Annotated in this window: 21 protein-coding genes, 1 tRNA gene and 1 pseudogene; 12 read left to right on the forward strand and 11 right to left on the reverse strand. The window is 61.6% G+C overall.

All coding sequences use genetic code 11. The annotated features are described in order from the left end of the window. Positions 1–171 precede the first annotated feature (171 nt). Positions 172–732 carry a hypothetical protein gene (locus tag ACFC0O_RS18500; protein WP_375959289.1) on the reverse strand — a complete coding sequence of 187 codons (561 nt, stop codon included), beginning with the start codon at positions 730–732 and terminating at the stop codon, positions 172–174. 407 nt (positions 733–1,139) lie between these two features. Between ACFC0O_RS18500 and ACFC0O_RS18505 the strand changes: the two genes are divergently transcribed. Further along, positions 1,140–1,730: a hypothetical protein gene (locus tag ACFC0O_RS18505; protein ID WP_375959291.1), complete on the forward strand. Its 591-nt coding sequence runs from the start codon at positions 1,140–1,142 to the stop codon at positions 1,728–1,730. 170 nt (positions 1,731–1,900) lie between these two features. Next, entirely contained in the window at positions 1,901–2,143 is a 243-nt protein-coding gene (locus tag ACFC0O_RS18510; protein ID WP_375959293.1) for a hypothetical protein, read from the forward strand. A gap of 123 nt (positions 2,144–2,266) precedes the next feature. Here ACFC0O_RS18510 and ACFC0O_RS18515 read toward each other — a convergent pair whose 3' ends face one another. Continuing rightward, positions 2,267–2,692 (reverse strand): nuclear transport factor 2 family protein, encoded by a 426-nt coding sequence (locus ACFC0O_RS18515; RefSeq protein WP_375959295.1) that lies wholly within the window; start codon positions 2,690–2,692, stop codon positions 2,267–2,269. A 68-nt stretch (positions 2,693–2,760) separates the two neighbouring features. On the opposite strand from ACFC0O_RS18515, the gene ACFC0O_RS18520 reads away from it, so the two are divergent. The 4 genes from ACFC0O_RS18520 (at position 2,761) to ACFC0O_RS18535 (ending at position 5,525) form a co-directional block, all read left to right on the forward strand. After that, entirely contained in the window at positions 2,761–3,540 is a 780-nt protein-coding gene (locus ACFC0O_RS18520) for a helix-turn-helix domain-containing protein (RefSeq protein WP_375959297.1), read from the forward strand. A 340-nt stretch (positions 3,541–3,880) separates the two neighbouring features. After that, entirely contained in the window at positions 3,881–4,387 is a 507-nt protein-coding gene (locus ACFC0O_RS18525; RefSeq protein ID WP_375959299.1) for a hypothetical protein, read from the forward strand. A 135-nt stretch (positions 4,388–4,522) separates the two neighbouring features. After that, a complete protein-coding gene (locus ACFC0O_RS18530; protein ID WP_375959301.1) occupies positions 4,523–5,134 on the forward strand; it encodes a hypothetical protein in 612 nt (203 codons plus the stop codon). 79 nt (positions 5,135–5,213) lie between these two features. After that, positions 5,214–5,525 (forward strand): hypothetical protein, encoded by a 312-nt coding sequence (locus ACFC0O_RS18535; RefSeq protein ID WP_364651460.1) that lies wholly within the window; start codon positions 5,214–5,216, stop codon positions 5,523–5,525. A 59-nt stretch (positions 5,526–5,584) separates the two neighbouring features. On the opposite strand, the gene ACFC0O_RS18540 is transcribed toward ACFC0O_RS18535, so the two are convergent. Then, positions 5,585–5,962 carry a hypothetical protein gene (locus ACFC0O_RS18540; protein ID WP_375959303.1) on the reverse strand — a complete coding sequence of 126 codons (378 nt, stop codon included), beginning with the start codon at positions 5,960–5,962 and terminating at the stop codon, positions 5,585–5,587. Positions 5,963–6,041: 79 nt separating this feature from the next. After that, on the reverse strand, positions 6,042–6,305 hold the full coding sequence (locus ACFC0O_RS18545) for a hypothetical protein (RefSeq protein WP_375959305.1): 264 nt from the start codon (positions 6,303–6,305) through the stop codon (positions 6,042–6,044). 304 nt (positions 6,306–6,609) lie between these two features. Here ACFC0O_RS18545 and ACFC0O_RS18550 point away from each other — a divergent pair, with 304 nt between their 5' ends. Continuing rightward, positions 6,610–6,936 (forward strand): hypothetical protein, encoded by a 327-nt coding sequence (locus ACFC0O_RS18550; protein WP_375959307.1) that lies wholly within the window; start codon positions 6,610–6,612, stop codon positions 6,934–6,936. A gap of 418 nt (positions 6,937–7,354) precedes the next feature. After that, on the forward strand, positions 7,355–10,369 hold the full coding sequence (locus ACFC0O_RS18555) for a tetratricopeptide repeat protein (RefSeq protein WP_375959309.1): 3,015 nt from the start codon (positions 7,355–7,357) through the stop codon (positions 10,367–10,369). Positions 10,370–10,630: 261 nt separating this feature from the next. Here ACFC0O_RS18555 and ACFC0O_RS18560 read toward each other — a convergent pair whose 3' ends face one another. Both ACFC0O_RS18560 and ACFC0O_RS18565 read right to left on the reverse strand, forming a co-directional pair. Continuing rightward, positions 10,631–11,197, reverse strand: coding sequence for a hypothetical protein (locus ACFC0O_RS18560; RefSeq protein ID WP_375959311.1), 567 nt, complete (start codon positions 11,195–11,197; stop codon positions 10,631–10,633). A gap of 192 nt (positions 11,198–11,389) precedes the next feature. Then, positions 11,390–11,788: a hypothetical protein gene (locus ACFC0O_RS18565; protein WP_375959313.1), complete on the reverse strand. Its 399-nt coding sequence runs from the start codon at positions 11,786–11,788 to the stop codon at positions 11,390–11,392. Between the two features lie 611 nt (positions 11,789–12,399). On the opposite strand from ACFC0O_RS18565, the gene ACFC0O_RS18570 reads away from it, so the two are divergent. After that, entirely contained in the window at positions 12,400–13,086 is a 687-nt protein-coding gene (locus tag ACFC0O_RS18570) for a hypothetical protein (RefSeq protein ID WP_375959315.1), read from the forward strand. A gap of 152 nt (positions 13,087–13,238) precedes the next feature. On the opposite strand, the pseudogene ACFC0O_RS18575 reads toward ACFC0O_RS18570, so the two are convergent. Then, positions 13,239–13,502: pseudogene (locus ACFC0O_RS18575) on the reverse strand (nuclear transport factor 2 family protein); the annotation flags it as partial. Between the two features lie 551 nt (positions 13,503–14,053). On the opposite strand from ACFC0O_RS18575, the gene ACFC0O_RS18580 reads away from it, so the two are divergent. Together ACFC0O_RS18580 and ACFC0O_RS18585 are read left to right on the forward strand one after the other, a co-directional pair. Then, entirely contained in the window at positions 14,054–14,359 is a 306-nt protein-coding gene (locus ACFC0O_RS18580) for an immunity 53 family protein (RefSeq protein ID WP_375959317.1), read from the forward strand. Between the two features lie 78 nt (positions 14,360–14,437). Next, the gene (locus ACFC0O_RS18585; RefSeq protein WP_375959319.1) at positions 14,438–14,647 is read left to right on the forward strand and encodes a hypothetical protein; all 210 of its coding nucleotides are present in this window, start codon (positions 14,438–14,440) and stop codon (positions 14,645–14,647) included. Positions 14,648–14,848: 201 nt separating this feature from the next. On the opposite strand, the gene ACFC0O_RS18590 is transcribed toward ACFC0O_RS18585, so the two are convergent. The 3 genes from ACFC0O_RS18590 to ACFC0O_RS18600 form a co-directional block, all read right to left on the reverse strand. Beyond that, positions 14,849–15,217, reverse strand: a complete 369-nt coding sequence (locus ACFC0O_RS18590) for a hypothetical protein (RefSeq protein ID WP_375959321.1) — start codon at positions 15,215–15,217, stop codon at positions 14,849–14,851. A gap of 273 nt (positions 15,218–15,490) precedes the next feature. Next, positions 15,491–15,883 (reverse strand): hypothetical protein, encoded by a 393-nt coding sequence (locus ACFC0O_RS18595; protein WP_375959323.1) that lies wholly within the window; start codon positions 15,881–15,883, stop codon positions 15,491–15,493. 71 nt (positions 15,884–15,954) lie between these two features. Beyond that, positions 15,955–16,362: a hypothetical protein gene (locus ACFC0O_RS18600; RefSeq protein WP_375959325.1), complete on the reverse strand. Its 408-nt coding sequence runs from the start codon at positions 16,360–16,362 to the stop codon at positions 15,955–15,957. Between the two features lie 182 nt (positions 16,363–16,544). Here ACFC0O_RS18600 and ACFC0O_RS18605 point away from each other — a divergent pair. After that, positions 16,545–16,617: transfer RNA gene (locus tag ACFC0O_RS18605), tRNA-Arg, on the forward strand. Positions 16,618–16,719: 102 nt separating this feature from the next. On the opposite strand, the gene ACFC0O_RS18610 is transcribed toward ACFC0O_RS18605, so the two are convergent. After that, complete coding sequence (locus ACFC0O_RS18610) at positions 16,720–17,220, reverse strand: hypothetical protein (protein WP_375959327.1); 501 nt, start codon at positions 17,218–17,220, stop codon at positions 16,720–16,722. Positions 17,221–17,380 lie beyond the last annotated feature (160 nt).

Raw genomic sequence — 17,380 nt, forward strand, 5'->3', positions numbered from 1 at the left:
GCAGTTCGGTGCATACGACCAGCCCGGATCATCACGGCCAGTTGATGTTCCATCCGTCCTGAAGACAGGCCGGCCGGAGCGAGTTTGTACTGGGGCCGCCACGCGTCGAGCCATCACACCCGGCGGAACTTGCCTCGTCGGCTGGCCGGCGTAGCCGATGTCCAGCCGTTGCTAACGGGAAAGATAGGTACGACCGCTGCCCAGGAGCCGTGTCTGCTCGCCCTTCAAGAGCATGAACCGGTCACGGGTGTACTCACGAAGCTCGCTCCCAGGGAACGGGATCAGCGACAGGTGTTCGCCATAGTTTCCTTGTGCCCACCCCGCCGCAGTGATCTCGTATCCAGAGGTATGCGCGCAGAGTTCGAGCAGGACCGGCGGCATTTCCTTTTCGATGAGGAGGTCGGCTTTGCTCACCACCACATCGCGCATCGCTCGGAGGTTCGGTATGAAGACTGTCGTTGCCCACGTACGCCACTCGGCGAGTTCGTCCTCGGTCGGCGGGATATCGTGGTGAAAGGGGACACGACCATCGGCCCGAGCGGACTTCGCCGAGAAAGTGTCATAGATCCGACCATTGACTTCCGTCAGTGCGAATAGCGGACCGTAGAAGTCGCTCAACTGAAGATTGACCCTCGCCAGCCGCGCCTGTCTCTGAGCCAGCCGCAAGCTGTTGACATATGTAGCCAGGTAGCCGACAAACGCCAACGCGACAGTCGTGATCAACGCAGCCATTACGAGATGGTAGGCCGATCGTCCGTCAACATGCGAACTCGTTTGACAGTCAACAGGATTCGTAGCCCACCGAATATCCTGTCACTACATACCCACGCGCCTCCATAGGGCGCGGGCACGCCCGCTCCAAGACGCCGTAATTGGCAGTGCGGTGCGTCCGCTGTCAGCCGCAGCAGCCGTCCAGAACCGATCGATCAGCGGCATGAGAGGGCATCGGCTACGTCCAGGGTCTGGGTTCAACATCGGTTGATGCGCTTGGCCTACGTGGTCCTGTGCGAATCTCGGTTCCGCCGGAACAGGCAACGTTCCGGTGCCCCGGCGGCGCAGTGTCGGCACGCGGTCAGTGTTGTCCGACTCCAGGCCTAAGCTATTGCGGCACAACCTGATCAGAGACCGTAGGAGATTCCGTGTCCGAGACTGCCGGCCAGCTGCCGTCACCGTTTCCCTGCTCCCCGGAGTACGCGGTGATTTCGTTAGCTGTGCTCCTCGCCCCGGACGAGAGCTGGGCATCACTTCTCGTCGAGGTAGTCACCGATGCGCTGAACAACCCGGATGAGTTCAAACAGCGCCATCGCAACTGGCTCGATGAACGTCCTTGTACCCCTGTCGAACTCGCACGCGAAACACTCATTGCCTCGCTGCAGGGAGGCATGTGGGGCATGGATTCATACCTTGCCCTGTTCGATCACCGCGAGAGCGCCGACTATGTCTACGACCGGTTGCGTTATGTGTTCCGCAATTGGAAGATTCCGTTGGACCTGGATCCCGAGAGCCTCGGTTTCGCTCAGCCCGCCGAATTCGACGGTGATACCTATGTGCGGGAAGTGGCCGGGAAATGCCGTGCGGTGGGCCTGGCCTTGTTCCGCTTGTGGCGTGGTGACAGTTACAACGTGGGCTTCGTGCGAGCGGATCGTTGCGGGCTGCTGCTAGCCGACGCGGCTGCCGCGGGCTTCACCTACGAGGCGGACAGAATTTTCGAGGTCGTAGAACCCCGGTAGGGCACTCGCTCATCGGCAGTAGCGTGCATTCCCCGGCCTCGGATCGCCACGGCCAGTTGACTTTCCACCGCATCGGGCCGGCTGGTTCGGTCGGCGCGGGATGTGCGGAGGCCTGTGATGCTGGCGTCTCGGACGGAGCGAATGACTGCTCGAAGACTAGAGTTGGAGGGATGAAAGACCGGCCTGTCCTCATCGTGGCCCTGGCTGGAGGCTTCGTCGGCGTACTGCTGTCGAGTCCGTTCGCCGTGTACTTCGGGTTCGGCAATCCTGTGCTCGTTACCTTCCTTGTCGGCGTGGGAATCTTGCTGGCTGGAGGCATAGCGTTCGGCGGCTTCTGCGCTGCACTGGTGTGGGCCGTCAGGGCTGATCGGCGTAACGGTGGTTACCGCTGCCGCGGTGAGAGCCGGGCATAGCTTTTCGACGCTAGGTCTGGCGGCGGTGCTGCCAGCAGCCTGAACTCGCACGAAATTCAGTGCGCCGGTGATGCTGAGAGGTTCGCGGCCCTCGATCTTCGGCTCGGGTGCGCGACCAGATCATCAGAGCTGCCGGTGAAGCGCGCGGGCCAGAGTTCGTGGGCTCATCGCGAGGGGCAGGATGAGCGGGGTCGGGTCGAAATTCGCGTGCCGTCGGCGCACTTTATCACCGTCGAGGGTGATGCGGTCGAGGGAGATCCATTCCACGGGCCGACGACCGATCGTGCCGTACAAGCGCAGTTCGATGAACAGCACATCGCCGCGGTACGCCCAGCTGATCACCTCACCACGCAGGTCCGGGATGATCGCGAAGGTGCGTTTCAACCAGCGATCAATCTTCCTGTGGCCGATGACGTTTCGACTGAACGGTTGAAGCAGTTCCGCATCGGTGTGGACCAGAGCGATGAGGCGTTCGAAGGTCGGGTCCGCCCAGGCGTCCGCGAAGCGCCTCACGAACCTCTCGACAGACACGAGCGTGTCGTTCGACATAATCTGTTGCTCCCCTGGGTGATTGCCGAACCTTCGGTCGGTCGGCACTGGTCCGTATCGTTGCCGACATGGCCTCCGCCGCGCTGTCAGAAACGTGCCATCCAGCTCCGCCGCTCGTCGTGTGGTTGCGGTTGGGGCATGCGGTGAGCGTGGGAGCGTCGCTGGAACTGGACACTCACTCCAGCGCGTTGGCGTGTCTGGGCGTCGGGGTGGACGAGCCGTTCACCGTTCGGCCGGACGGGTATCCGGATATCACCGCGCGCAGCTTCCTTTTTCGAGCCCGCGAGCGACACAAGCTGGTTCGGAGCGCGGGCCGCTTGCTGTTCTGTTACTTCGATCCGACCTCGGCGCGAATGACCCGCAGCCTCGGGGGCATGCGACGCACCGTGTTCGGGTTCGGAATCGATCACCACAGAGAAGCCGAACTCATCGAGCTGTGCAATCGTCCGAGCATGGACGTCGACCGCGTGCTGGAGCTGGCAAGTGTTCCTGGGGTCAGGATCCACGACCAGAGAATCATATTGGCGGCCAACATCATTCGGGCCGATCCGGCACGCCGATTCCGGGCGGCGGAACTGGCCGCCGGGGTGGGTTTGTCACAGGCCTACTTCCTGCGGCTGTTCGCCGAGCAAACCGGGACCAGCTTGCGTCGCTACGTGCAATGGGCGCGCATGCTGTGCGCCGCTCACGGGTATCTATCGGGCCACGACGCCACCCGGTGCGCGGTCGACGCAGGGTTTTCGACACCGTCGCACTACACCGATGTTTTCCACCGCATGTTCGGATTCACTCCCACCCACCTGGCACGCGTGGGCGCACGGCTCCATATCGACGACCACTATGACTGATCTTCCCCCACGCCGGAACTGGTTCGGTGGCAGCCGAATTCGCGATTACGACGACCATCCTGCTGTAAGAACCCATCGCTCGACAGTCCCTGTCCTGTCACCATCGGTTCCCGATGATGTTGCGCGAGTGGGTATCCCAGCCGGTGCTGCCCGAGTGGTCGGCGGTCCCGTCACCGAGGTATCGGTAGTAGCGCAGATGACCGTCGGGTTCGACCTGATGATGTCCCCGGCTCTTCACATCATGGCGCGCGGGTGGGCCTGAAGTACCAAGGGCCACTCGACTTTCCCCGCATACGCTAACGACACCTCCTCCTGCATATCCGTTTGCGATGCTTGTCCCATGGCTGAAAGCGACCGTCGGATGCATCCGGCCATCGCCGTCGTGCTCTCAGGCATGCCGCAGGACGATGGGAGAGCCCGGGTGATGGGCTCTGTCATTTGGGAGGAGGACGGCGCGGTGGCCGTGGTCGTTCACACCGACCAGTGGCGCTACGTCGTCGTCATTGAGCGCGAAGGTGACCGATGGCTCGAACCAGGTGTGATCATCGGCGAAGTTCTTCCAAATCCCGACCGGCTGGTCACCAACTTTCCCATGATGCCGTTGGCGCAGCAGTCGGGCTGTATCCAGTCCAGTCTCGACGGAAAGTTCGTGTGGTACGCGGTCGTCGGGACGGCGGCATTGGATGCGGTCTCGGTGCGCGTATTGACCACGCTCGAATCCCGCTATCCGGAAATCGGTGACGGCGGTCTGGTATTGGCGTTGGTCCGTGCGCAGAGAGGGGAACGACCGCTCGTGACCGTCACGACCCGAGACGGGCGCGAAGAGAGTGACTACGGCGAGGAGTAGGCCGCACGAGCTGCCGCTGGTTGAGTACAACGACGGCAACCTGGGTCGTCGGGATGCTGTGTCGGTGAAATCGGAAGTACCAGTGCGTCATTCATGTCGGTACATTCGTGGGCAGGGTGCCAATGGGGAGGGACTATGGTCGGCGAGACCGTTACCACGCTGTACGACTATCAACTGGCGATGCTTCACCCGATGAACGAGAGCGCTCCGGCCCAGGCCGCGGAGCTACTCGACCGCATCGGCGCTACTCCGGTTGAAACCGCGATCGCCGAGAAGCGGTGGTTCTACGGAGAGGCCGTCAACAACTTCCGGTCGATCGACGAGTACCTAACAGCTTGGGGCGCACCGGTATACGAGCGGATCGACCACCCTGGCGATCGCGAGGTGCGGTATGCGGCATGGGATCTCACGTTCTGGCCGGGATTACAGCTCGAATTCATGGAGATCAATCGCGGGTACAACATATTCCGGCGATTGTTGCGCAGATCCGACCTGCCGCCCCCGCGGATCGAGTCCATCGCTGATCTGACGCCCTGGTCGTGCACATCCGAGGAACTGCAAAACTTGAGCCTGGGCCCGATCGATTACGTCGACGGCTTCGGTGCGGTCGGAGACGTGGCGGTATTCACCGCCGCTGACCCCGACACTGGAGATCAACGCCCGTACTTCGTCTACATCGATTGGGCCCTGGTTCAATCGGTCGAACCGGCACCTCGCTGGTACACCGACAAGCATCGCCCCGCGTGATGACCTACGACCGCCCGCATCGGATCGCGATGGCCACAGGTGCGGATGGTGACTGATTGCCCTGGCATGCTCGGTGAGTATGACGACCACAGGCCACTCGGTGCCGCCCGACGATGGCGATGAACAGCAATTCATCGAGTTTGCCCACACCTACAACGGATACGTGATCTTTGGCAACGCGGAAGACCTTGCCGCGGCGGTGCGGACAGTACGGGTGGCCTGGGATGAGACCGGCGAGTTGCCGAGCGATCCGGACCTGCTGCGGGGATCCCTGTTCCTCGAGGTCAGAAGTCATCGCCATCGTGGTGACGAGGAACCGTTCAACGAGCTTGCATTCGTTCGCGCGTTAGTCGGCCGAATCCGGGAAGTCTCGGGTGGAAGCGTGGATTAGAGCTCGGCCGACCATGCTGTACTCGGCATAAATCTGTGTTCGGATGACGCGCCGAACTATCAGGACCCTATGCGGCGCCGCGCCGCGCGATACGCGATCGCAAGCAGCGATGCCACCGCGGCCAGCGCCAGGCCGAGATATGCGGGCCAGCGGGGACTGTCGCTGACCGCCCTGTCACCACGGACCCGGACGGCAATATTCTGACCGGATCGATGGTCTCCCGTGACTCCGTCGAGAATTCCGGCCCCGCTGCGGCCGTCACCGAATATCCATGTGCCAGCGCAGATATAACCGTAGCGGGGACGGTCCGGGTTACGGAGCCAGCAGTCACGCACCCGAGCGGTAACGGGCTCTCCGCGGTAGTAGGTCACGATGCTCGGAGCGGAAATGAGGCCGATTCCAGCGAACCCGACCAGAACCACGATGACCGCCGTCATCAGTCCCCGCGGCCAGTTTCCGCATCCGCCCCACCGCGTCATCAGTCACCGCACACCCCGCGGGACCCAAGCTCCCGCGTCATCGTCGGAGCGCTTTGCCGGACAACGCATACGACCGGCGAATCACATTGATCGCGTACACGAACATCGCCGCAGCGACCACAAACGGGAACCAGGCGAGCGCCCATTGCCCGAACGAGACAAGCGCCACCCCACACCCCACAGCGACCAGGCCGAAGACGACCAGCACACCTGCACCCACAACCGCCGGCACCCACAACATCCGCTGCCGCCTCGCAGTCACCACGCGCAGTCCGGCGCTTTGCTCCCCCTCCGAGTTCATTGAACCGATGTTAGCGAGCGGGCCAAGGCAATATGGTCAGCGCCGGTCTTGTTGCCGCACAACGTCACTGTCGCACCCGGGATTGTGACCAGTTCGGTGCAGTCCTTGCCATCTTGCGCCAAGGTTGAGGCACCGCATCGCGATATTCGGTGACTCAACACACCGCGATCGACAGTTCAGTGCGTCCGGCCAGTCCCGGATCGCCACGGCCAATTGACCTTCCCTCGCACCGCGCTGGCCGGTTAGGTCAGCGCGCCATGCGGCATTAGCGGATGCCGAACGGTTGATGTGACAGGGTGTTCCAATGACCGATCTGCAACGGCCACAGTCGAACTCAAAGGTCTCTACCGAGGCCTCACCTGAACAGCCAGACAAGGCCGCTGTTCCCGCACCCGCAACAGTCCGGAAGACGATCAGGGACGTCAAGCAAGGAGAGACGCTGCTCATCAAGGAGGACGGACGGTACGTTCACATTGGTGTTGCCCTGAACTCGCCACCACGGGCTGGCGACCCCAGGCTCATCAGGTGGATCCGGGGCGTGCGGCCGGACCGGACGCCTTTCAAGGCGGCGTTCAGGGCTGACGACGAGGTCGACGTAGTGCTCCCACCGGCGGCCTCTGACTTGAGTTGATCAGCGTGCCCATGGTGGTTACATGTTTGCCAACGACCAGCGAGCCCAAACGATCTCGGTCACAACCGCTCATCGGCATTATGGTGCATCGCCCGCGACCGAACGAGGCTCTGCTCGTTGATCTTCGGCAGGCCCGCGCGGCCGCTTGGGAACGCGCGGGTCGCGGCATGAGCGCGCACTTGAGTCCACTAGAGTCAGCGGCTGCGACGACCGCCCGATGGATAGGCACGACACGGGGCACAGGCGCCTCGAATGCGACCCCACCGCCCCCGTTCACGCTTAAGCGGATGTCCAGTTCGTCAGTGGGGCAACGCGTTTAGGGTCAGATGACTTGCGTGCGGGCGTAGTGATCGTTTATGTGCTGCGGCGCTTGGCGGGGTCTACACTCTGGATCCGCAGTTGTACTGCTGGGAGGGCGATGGCCATGGATGAGGCTGACAGCGAAGCGAAGGTTGAACGTCTTCGCCGAACGATTGCGACCAACCCTGAGCACCCCGATCTAGTCGAACTGGTTGATCAACTCATTGCACGCGGCGATCTAGCCGAAGCCCAGAGTCTTCTCGAGCACGTCCTGGGCATCAATCCTGCAGCCCCAGGCTTGACTGCCAAGCTCGCCGACGCACTCCGTACCGATGGCGAGATTGACCGCGCTGAAGAACTTTTGCGGGTAGCGCTCAGCGCCTACGATGACCATCCGGCGCTGTTGGTCAGTCTCGCCGATGTTCTCATTACCCGCCAAGACTTCTCAGAGGCCGAGCAGACCCTTAATCAGGCGCGCGCTGTGGCACCCACCAACGCGGAAGTGATGGTCCGCCTTGCCGATGTCTTTCGTGCTCGCGGCGAGATCGAGCGCGCCGCAGTCATTCTGCGCTTAGCACTAGACGATCACCCTGATGACCCAGGATTGCTGATAGGCCTGGCTGATGTTCTCATTGCCCGCCAAGACTTCTCAGAGGCAGAACACCTCCTGGGCCGGGCACATGAGGTCACGCCCAACAGCCCTGAAGTGATGGTCCGCCTTGCCGATGTGTGCATGGCCCGCGGCGACTTCGACCAAGCCATCGCCATCCTGCGTGAGGTGTTTACGAAGGCCCCGCCTGGCCGACATGAAAGCCTCTACGCCAAACTTGCCGACGCGCTCGACGCACGGGGTAGCACGCAAGATCGGGAAGAATCACGCGCTCTGCGTACACAATTCGGTGCCCTCGTATCGGATGACTCCAAGCAGGCTGATCGTTCGCGACGTGTACTCGTCTCGTGGGTCGCCCCCGAGATGGATGCCCCGGATCAGCCGGACCAGCTCAACAGAGACGACGATGCGCGCGCTTTGGCCACGTTGTTGGCATCGAATGCATTGCAGCCGCCGGTCGCGTTGGCTGTGTACGGCGAGTGGGGCAGCGGAAAGACCTTTTTCATGCACAGGATCCAATGGTGGATCAACGAATTCAGTAGTGGTTCGTATCCGACAGAGATGTTCGGACCCGGTGTCGAGCCGGTGTGGTTCAACGCGTGGCATTACGCGGAGGGGAATCTGTGGGCGAGCTTGCTGAGCCAGATCTTCGCCTCGCTCGTCCCGAAGGACTCCCGACTTGCGTCTGAGCACAAGGACCTGCTCGAAAATGTGAAAGCCACACAACAGGTTCTGGCTCTCTCAACCGAACGCGTTGAGGCCGCAAAGTTGAATGTGGCGGCCGCCGAAAAGCGCGTCACTGTGGTGACCGCTGAACACAACGAAGCGCTCGAGAAGGCCGCCAAGCTACGGTGCAAGGATCTGACGGCCACACTGCCAAGCGAAGTTACCGAGAGTCTGTCAGGCGAGATCGCCGAGCTACGTGACGCCGCCGCAATAGCGGGCTTGCCCGAACTGCAGAAGGACGCTCAGAGCCTGGCTAGCGCGTCGCGGGATATTATTGCCGGGGTATCACGGATGAGGATTCTGACCGCAGCAGGCAAAAATGTCTGCCATTCCCCGCTGATGGCGGGGTTGGGCATCGCGGTGCTGGTGGCCGTTGCCACGCTTACTCTCGGCGGGGTGCTGCGAACTCAGCATATGTGGGTCGGGACGGCAACGGCCGTGGTTGGGCAGTTCACGGCGATTACTGCCGGAGCCGTGACGGTGCTGCAAACCCAGGCCCACGTGATTCGAAAGATTTTGAAACCCGCAGAGAAGATTCAACGGACGATACAAGATCGCGTAGCCGCTGAGCGCGTCAAACAGTTAGCGGAGCTCGTCCTCCTTGAGGAGAACGTCGTCGCGACACGGGCCGCGCTGGTACTCGCACACGAGCAGGAAGCCGCTGCCAAGTCCGAGGCGCATTCGGCCGAGCAAGACGAGAAGAATCTGACTGTTCACCGGCTATTGCGTCGATATTTGACCGCGCGCGCAAACAGCACCGACTATGAGCAGTTCAAAGGCGTGGTCGCCCTCGCCCACCGTGATCTCAAGGAGCTGAGCAGCTACTTGGTGGTGGCCGCAAAGAGCGCCAGAGCCGACACTGATCAGCCGTTACGGCGGATCGTGCTCTACATCGACGACCTGGATCGCTGCGATCCCAAAACAGTGGTGGACGTGCTGGCCGCAGTGCACCTGCTACTGGCTCTCCCGCTGTTCGTGGTGGTCGTCGGAGTCGACCCACGGTGGCTCAACAAGTCTTTGCGACAAGCGACCAGTGAACTGTCTCCAGGTGGACCCGGCGCCGCCACACCTGCGGACTACCTTGAGAAGATTTTCCAACTCACCTACACCCTCCCACCTATGAATGAGACAGGGTGCAAGACGTTGCTCATGGCCACGGCCAAAAATACTCGGCCACTACAGAATCCGAGTGCACCCTCATCTGGAGTGATCAGGGACATTACCTCCGAGGAGGTCTCGCTCTCGCCTGTCGAACTGACTCAGTATGAGGTCTCAGACACCGACGTCGATGCCGACGCTGGCGCCGATCTCGTTGTTGACGCAGGGTTGACCGCGGAAGCGAACATTCGCCGCGCCGCCGAGGCACTTGAGCTGGCAGATGATGACATTCAAGCAATCGGGAAGGTGTCCTGGCTGGTATCCACATCGCCGCGGCGCGCAAAACGATTCCTGAATACCTATCTTGTTGTTCGCGGTCGAGTCTTTACAGATCCCGAATACACGCCGCCCCAAGCGAACCGGTCCGATCACGGCCTATTGCTACTGCTCGCATTGAGGTTCGGCACACCCACCGCAGCAAAAGAACTGCCAGCTCTCGGTGTCGACCTCGATCTGGAGGGCACTCTGTGCGAGTGGATAACCAGCGTTCAGAAGACAGCTCCTGCTGAGGAGGCCAAGCGGCTCAACGCATTTCAATCAAAGGAGAGTGAGCTTTGCCACGTGCCGATCAGTGAAGTCGTCCGCTGGTCCGCCGTGTCCCATCCCTTCCTTGCCGCCGCTTTTGATCCGGCTCAATAAAGACCAGCACCTCCTGAATCTCCGGCTCCACTCGACTGGAGGAGATATCGCTGTAGGCTCAACGTTGAAGACTGCAATCTATGCACATTCTAGGCCACGTCTAAATCCGGAATTCAGTCGGATTTCTGACGCTCAGTCGCACGAAAATCGGCAGTAGTGGACACCGGAACGGCCCGAGTCGCCTCGGGCCGTTGATCTTTCGAGGGTCCGCGATGGCCGTTTCGGTCCGCGCGCCACGCGGCAAGACAGTGCGTTGGGGAGTCACATCCAGATGAACCCAGCTACCCCGTACCCGGGCGTCTTCGCTGCCATCGAAGCCAGACGGATCCCGATCTCTACCCAATCCAATACCTCCGGGTCGAGCGCTAGACGCTGTTCCGCGGTCGTACCCTCCCATCGCTCGACAGCCGCGACGCACTGCGTGTGCGTCCATTCCCCATAGATGCGCGCGTACTCGATTCCGTCAGGGAAGGTGAGAACCTTGCCGCCCTCGAACTCGCGGAACCTGATGGAATCGATGTTCAGTTCGCTCAATCCGGTGTCGATCGCTCCCGGCCAGTCGCTGGAGAAGGGCCCGTTTCCTTCCTCCAGCACCGACAGCGTCTCGCAGATCATCTTGAATGCCTCTACGAAATAGTCCTCGAGGTCGTCGCCATCGTCCAAGGTGCCGGAGACGACGTACCGAACTACCTCGGCCAGTTCTTCATCGTCGTCCAGTTCGTCCTCGAACTTCTGCTCGACCCGCCGCAACAGTTCATCGTCGCCCGACCCGATCGCGCCATGCGCCTGATCAAGATCGACCGCGTATGCCTGAAAAAACCATCCCATAGCAAACGATCGTAGGATCGCGATCCAGGTGCCGCTCGATTGGCAGCGCTAGGCAACCACGTAATCTCGATGCGGCATCGGCAGTTGCGGACACCGGAACGGCCCGAGTCGCCTCGGGCCGTTGATCTTTCGAGGGTCCGCGATGGCCGCTTCGGTCCGCGCGCCACGCGGCAGATTAGTACGTTCCGACAACTAATCGGCGACCTCGATGAACGGGAATGTAGCCCGAAACCGTTGCAGAACATCGGGTCTGAGTCGTAGAGCTTCGAGAGCCGACACCCGGCTGACAGGTGGATCGTAGACCTCGACCCCACGTTGGAAGGCTATACCGTACAGCGCGGCATCCTCCTGCTGCGAAGGCTCAGACGACGGAGTGAACCCCAGAATGTCGAACAGCTCGCAGAGATCTCCATCGAAGCTGACCAGTTCGAACATGTATTGCGGGATATCGTCCATCTCATTGCTGACGATGACGTGCTCACACCATGCCCGCAGCTCGGCTGTATCGATGGATTGATCGAACAAACAGCTGATGACGAACCCGATTGTGCCGCAGTCCTCGTGTGTCAGCCCGGTCACCGCTGTGGCCACAAATCATCCCCTCATATGAGCCAGCAAGATCACCCTACGAGGCGGTGCCGATATACGAAACTCGGCATGAGCGGATGGTTGCGATTTCATGTGGCAGAGGCCATGAATACGCGAGGATGCCCACGATCTCGGGACCGGGATGGTTGCCTGCCCATCCTGCAACGCGATGCTGGCGCGGCCACCATGTCACCAGCCGCGGTTAACGTACGACCATGACCTCCGAGTACACATGGAGCCCGCCGACTCGCTGGCTGACGAAAGCCGAACCGTTTCAGGGGATCACGCCGCACCGACCAGTTCCGGTTGCCGAGGATGCGCCGGGACAACTCGATGAACTACTCGGTCGATTCCGACACGGACTCGAGGGGATTCTGACCAACACCCGTGAGCGAGGTCAAGAGGAGATAGGAACAGCAGGACTGGCTTATCTGGGGACAGGGTCTGGATCCCCTTTGGGCGCGGCCGCTATCGCCATAATCATCGAACATGGTCGCAGCGTCTGCTGCAGCTCGGGGCATTACGGCCACTACCGTGCAGAGCTCGCACCCGTGCTCATCGACGGATGGGTTGTAAGGCATGGGCTTTCATTCGCGGTTGAGACCTTCGCGCAGATGGGCAGACTCGGTGTCGAGACCTCCCGTCCGCCCGGCGGAGCGGTCGGATGGACGCCCTGGAATCCATACGGGCGGATCGACTGGTACGAAACCGTGGAGTTTCACGCGGACGATTTCGCCTGGTGGATGTACCACGGTGGAGACCTGGCCCGGTTGCGGGCGCATCTGGCTGCCGCCTCGGATTCGGAGTATGTCGCGGCCGAGGAGCAGGTGGCGACGATGCGCGCAACGGGATCCATTCGCGCTCGGCTGATTTCGTCCTATCTGCTTCCGCAGAGGCAGGATTGGGTGGATGCCGATCTGGCGGATCCGATGACCGTGGGCCTCTCGCGCGAACTGATCAGATTGCTCGTCCCGGCCGCTACGACGGCGGAACAGTTGGACCGCATCGCCCAGCTGGCGGGCGGGGCTCCGCTCGATTCAATTCTGTTCGGCAAGGCACATCTGTACAACATGGTTTGCCAGGTTGGCCCGGCGTCGGCTCCCGCAGTCGCCGCATTGCTCGATTCCTGCCAAACCGTCAAGGACAGACGGTTCGTCGCCGGAATCCTCGCCCTGCTCCCTTCGGACGAGGCGTATCGAGCGCTGCTGGACCGCTCGGATCAACCGGGTGTCGCGACCGCGTTGGCCAAGGCCGACGAACAGTTCCCGTGCCGCGCAACACGATTCAGCGAATCTCCATGATATCCACGGGTGGGATCATCGGATGGAGGGGCACAAAGCCGGTCCTTCCGCGAGGGATGAGCGCTACATCATTTGAGCCCGTGTCTCTTCGCCACCTCGCAGCGGCCAGTCCGGTCGACGCGGTATGCGACCGTGCAGAACCCAGGATTCGATCACTCGGTCAGTGTGGCCAGCACAGCAGAGGTGTCGTGGTAGTACGGGCGAAATTCGGTGATCAGGCCGTCTCGAAAGCTGATCCATTGCAGTAGTGACGTTTTCAATGTTCGGCCGGTGTCTCGTGCGCGCAGCCGGCCACGGCTGTAGACCACGACCCGATTCTGGTCGCTGAGGAACTGCTGTTCGTCGAACCACAGACCGTCCCAGTTCTCGCCCATAGTGGCAATGAACTTCCGGACACCCTCGTGCCCACGCCATTCGCCGCCGTAGGCAGGCTCGACGCCTGGTACATAACGACGTCCGAGGCCAAGTGCGCGGCAATCTCCTCGAACTCGGCGCCCTCGGTGAGGTACGCGGCCTCGGCCGCATAGAAGGCGCGCAGAGTCACCATCGCATCAACTGACATTCTCCCGATCCTCACAGCGACTGGTTCTCCACACTGGCGGGATTCTGACTTCGCGATTCGACCCCCGGTGTCAGTGTCCGGATTCGCGATCATCGGCAGTAGCGGACGTTCCGGGCGCTCGGATCGGCACGGGCGGTTGATCTTCCGCCGCACCGCGCTGGCCGGCTTGGTCAGCGCGGTATGCGGTATGAGCGGATATCGAAAATCATTGGCTCGCCCTGTGCCATGGCGTTGCGTTCGGTACCGAAGGCGAGCCTGGTCTCGTTGATCGGTATGAGAATTTCCGTCTGTGGCGGACCGCCGCCGACCGGCCCGAGGGCAAGCCCCCAAGTGTTTGATGGTCGCCGGTTCGCCGTCTGGCGGAATCATCGTTGCCATGGCCGAACTCGACTAGCATCGGCGTCCATGTCCGAGCACGACCATGTCCTCGACTGGCTGCAGAGCTGGTACGCCGCGCAGTGTGACGGCGGCTGGGAGCACGGATGGGGTGTGCGGATCGAAACGCTCGACAACCCCGGCTGGCTGGTCAAAATCGATCTCAGGGAAACGGCGCTGGCAGACCAGGAACATCCCCGACAGAAGATCGATCGGAGCGAGCACGACTGGGTGCATGGCTGGACCGCCGGGCAGACGTTCCACCTGGCCTGTGGTCCAGGCAATCTGACCGAGGCGCTCACGCTGTTTCGTGCCTGGGCGTCGACGCGGGCCTGAAGGCGCGAAAGCGTCCGTACCGATCATCGGCAGTTCAGTGCGCTCGTCCCGGCCGAGATCGCCTCGGGAATATACGAGGTGACCTTCTCCCCGCTAGCGACCGGCGGCCGAAAAATCACCTCGGTTGCCGTCGAGTCGGATCCCCAGCGGTATCAGCGAACGACCGATGACTGTGACCGCGCGCTGATCGAGCTGATCATCGGCGGCACCCTTCTCCACGAATCCACCCTCAAGCTACAGGCCGCCTTTGCCGCCGCCATCGCGAGAGCGCACCCCGACCGACACTGACCTCAGCCAACAGGCGACGGGCCTATCGTCTGGCGATCAGCTGGTCGGTCACCCCTGTATTCGACAAAATGGTGCGTCACCAGAGCCGAGTTGCTTTCTGCCCATTGATCTTCCGGCGATTCGGGTGACCGCTCCGAACAGCGCGCCATGCGGCAATTGAGGACGTCGGGGTCCGCGCGGGCTTGATGCCCGCGAGCTCTGTCAAAACGGCGGATCGTCGAACGTCACCGTCCACGTGCCGGGATTCGGCCGACGTGGAGGGTCGGGCTCCACGTGCAGGTGTGCGGGCAGAGTCAGGTCCAGTCGTTCTACGTCGGCTCGGGTACCGGAGTCCAACTCCCAGTGCAGATTCACTGTGTAGCCGAGCCATTCGCTCCACAAAGCGCCCACGATCGAGTCGATTGTGTATGCGAGCCCGTAGCTGCACATCGGGACTTCCTGCGAATCGATCCATCCGGTCGCGGGGTCGTGCGTACCGAAGACACTGAGGTAACCACGCCCGAACTCCCAGGGTTGCTCGAAGAATCCATGGAAGTGCCAGACTGCGACACCGACTGTCACGGTCGGCATTTCGCTCGACTTCGAACAACAGTCCAACGTGATCACTGGTTGATCCTCCCAGCTCGACGATCTCGTCGAAGCGCAACGCGGTGGGCGTGCTGGACGTCGACCGTCCCTCCGTCGTCCAGCGAAGATTCGTGTGCACTCGGCAGTAGCGGACACCGGAACGACCCGAGTCGCCTCGGGCCGTTGATCTTTCGAGGGTCCGCGATGGCCGTTTCGTTCCGCGCGCAACGCGGCATGTGCGGACGTTTCTGGGTGTTCGAACCGTTGTAGCACTTTTCATTCGAGGTCAGCGAACGTGTGCTCACCGGGACGCCATACCTCCAACGCCTGGTCGGCGAACCCCGAGAGCATCGCGATTTCAGGTCCCTGAAGCTCGTCGGGCGTCGGATGGATCGACAGAGCGCCTACACCGAACCGCACGAGCAACCCGACGCCCACCGCTTCATCGGTCGATAGAACCACCTGATCGATCAAGGCACACAACGCATCTCGATATCCGATATCCCCGAAGCGCCGAGTTGTGCCGGCGACCTCGACAGTCGGCCACGCGTAGCAGAACAAGCGGGCACCGGTGCCGAATTCAAGTTCGAGATAATCACGGACGAACGCCACCGAGACGACCTTGAGCCCGACCAGGCGCGCGAGCAGCGACTCTTCGACGGGATTCATTGACCTTCCTGACATTTGACTGCGGACTCCTACTGGGTGGCTTCGCCGCGCGCGGCAGGGGGCATCAGACGTTATGACACTGATCGACTGCTCGGCGGAAGGCGGTCAGTCGGGCCGAGGATGTCCAGCCGCACATCGAAGACGAAACGCGTATGGTCCGGCCCGCCGGACAGCCACCAGGTACTTACTGTCGCGATATCGCCGTTGATGTCCTCGATCGTGCACTCGATGCTGGTCGGGCATGGATATTCGGGTGCGGTGTGCAGGCCGCCGAAGTACGTGGTCTTGCCGACGAGTTGATGGGGGCGGCCATGCGCGTCGACGAGTTCGACCAGAACGATGCCCGGTTGAGGATCGTCAGTCAGCAGACAAACAGCGATGGCGGGCAGTTCGCAGCCATCGCCCACACACAAGATCGGTTCCACCGCAGCACCATATCGGTCAATTACGCCACCGGCGGATCGAAGCAAATTCGCCATTCGGTGGCAGCCTGCACGCCCAGTGGTCCGAGATGACCTCTGGCCGTGGTCTTCCGGCAAGCGCCAGACGGACATTCCGAGAAAGCCGCGGTGGCCGTTCCGAACAGGGCGGTATGCGCCATGAACGGACATCCTCGCCGCTACCCTCACCTTAGGGAAGCAGGTATGTTTCTGATCGGGCTGCCCTCGTAGCTCAGGGGACAGAGCGACGCTCTTCTAAAGCGTGGGCCGCAGGTTCGAATCCTGCCGGGGGCACCGTCAACGCAGTCCTTCACTCAGATCGGCTGAACCGCTGGATCTTCCATCGCACTGCTCGGGCGGATTCAATCAGCGCGGTATGCGCCATGAGCGGATGGATCAGGACACCCCGCACAGCTCTTCGATGAGGCGTTTCTGCAGCGCGATTGCATTGTGGCAGAACGTGTTGTTCCGCTCCATGTCGACAGTGATGAGGCGAGCGATTGAAGCGAAGGAAAGAACCGACTCGTAGCAGCAGGACAGCGTTTCGAGGAGCTGTTGCACATCTTGATGGATGAGGAATACCGAGTACTCGGCAACCGCTTGCATCAGGGAGGCCTTTGTCAATGGTCGAATATCGTCCTGCCAGCTGCAGGCCTGCTCGAACAACAGATCCCAACGTGCTGAAACTTCCTCTGTGGGAATGGGAAAGGTTCGAAACTCCTCGCACGCGACGGCAACGAGCGAGACCGTCGCCGCGTCGAAGAGTTCCTCCAGCGGCTGACCGTAGAGCGCGAGCGTCTCGTCGATAACCGCCAGACCCAGAGTGCGCAGCTCGCTGCTCGGGCACTCCGTGAAAGCCGTCTCGAGTGGGGCTATCTCGACGTCCCAGAGCGTCATCGAACCGCAGGCATGACTGTGCCGAACAGTGTTGCGCCGCACGATGTAACAACATGGAGCTTCGCGATCGGAAGTGTACGACTCCCGCCAATCACGACTGCACGCTCATCGGCATGATGGTGGTGCGTTGGGGAACTGCTGTCGGCCAACCCGGTTCGGA

It is taken from the genome of Nocardia sp. NPDC056100 (assembly GCF_042266325.1).
Taxonomy (GTDB): Bacteria; Actinomycetota; Actinomycetes; order Mycobacteriales; family Mycobacteriaceae; genus Nocardia.

What these genes read in the sequence shown, in the direction of transcription:
- ACFC0O_RS18500 (WP_375959289.1), bottom strand. Translation starts at nt 732, where the DNA reads ATGGCTGCGTTGATCACGACTGTCGCGTTGGCGTTTGTCGGCTACCTG.
- ACFC0O_RS18510 (WP_375959293.1), top strand. Translation starts at nt 1,901, where the DNA reads ATGAAAGACCGGCCTGTCCTCATCGTGGCCCTGGCTGGAGGCTTCGTC.
- ACFC0O_RS18515 (WP_375959295.1), bottom strand. Translation starts at nt 2,692, where the DNA reads ATGTCGAACGACACGCTCGTGTCTGTCGAGAGGTTCGTGAGGCGCTTC.
- ACFC0O_RS18520 (WP_375959297.1), top strand. Translation starts at nt 2,761, where the DNA reads ATGGCCTCCGCCGCGCTGTCAGAAACGTGCCATCCAGCTCCGCCGCTC.
- ACFC0O_RS18525 (WP_375959299.1), top strand. Translation starts at nt 3,881, where the DNA reads ATGGCTGAAAGCGACCGTCGGATGCATCCGGCCATCGCCGTCGTGCTC.
- ACFC0O_RS18530 (WP_375959301.1), top strand. Translation starts at nt 4,523, where the DNA reads ATGGTCGGCGAGACCGTTACCACGCTGTACGACTATCAACTGGCGATG.
- ACFC0O_RS18535 (WP_364651460.1), top strand. Translation starts at nt 5,214, where the DNA reads ATGACGACCACAGGCCACTCGGTGCCGCCCGACGATGGCGATGAACAG.
- ACFC0O_RS18540 (WP_375959303.1), bottom strand. Translation starts at nt 5,962, where the DNA reads ATGACGGCGGTCATCGTGGTTCTGGTCGGGTTCGCTGGAATCGGCCTC.
- ACFC0O_RS18545 (WP_375959305.1), bottom strand. Translation starts at nt 6,305, where the DNA reads ATGAACTCGGAGGGGGAGCAAAGCGCCGGACTGCGCGTGGTGACTGCG.
- ACFC0O_RS18550 (WP_375959307.1), top strand. Translation starts at nt 6,610, where the DNA reads ATGACCGATCTGCAACGGCCACAGTCGAACTCAAAGGTCTCTACCGAG.
- ACFC0O_RS18555 (WP_375959309.1), top strand. Translation starts at nt 7,355, where the DNA reads ATGGCCATGGATGAGGCTGACAGCGAAGCGAAGGTTGAACGTCTTCGC.
- ACFC0O_RS18560 (WP_375959311.1), bottom strand. Translation starts at nt 11,197, where the DNA reads ATGGGATGGTTTTTTCAGGCATACGCGGTCGATCTTGATCAGGCGCAT.
- ACFC0O_RS18570 (WP_375959315.1), top strand. Translation starts at nt 12,400, where the DNA reads ATGGGCAGACTCGGTGTCGAGACCTCCCGTCCGCCCGGCGGAGCGGTC.
- ACFC0O_RS18580 (WP_375959317.1), top strand. Translation starts at nt 14,054, where the DNA reads ATGTCCGAGCACGACCATGTCCTCGACTGGCTGCAGAGCTGGTACGCC.
- ACFC0O_RS18590 (WP_375959321.1), bottom strand. Translation starts at nt 15,217, where the DNA reads ATGCCGACCGTGACAGTCGGTGTCGCAGTCTGGCACTTCCATGGATTC.
- ACFC0O_RS18595 (WP_375959323.1), bottom strand. Translation starts at nt 15,883, where the DNA reads ATGAATCCCGTCGAAGAGTCGCTGCTCGCGCGCCTGGTCGGGCTCAAG.
- ACFC0O_RS18600 (WP_375959325.1), bottom strand. Translation starts at nt 16,362, where the DNA reads ATGGCGAATTTGCTTCGATCCGCCGGTGGCGTAATTGACCGATATGGT.
- ACFC0O_RS18610 (WP_375959327.1), bottom strand. Translation starts at nt 17,220, where the DNA reads ATGACGCTCTGGGACGTCGAGATAGCCCCACTCGAGACGGCTTTCACG.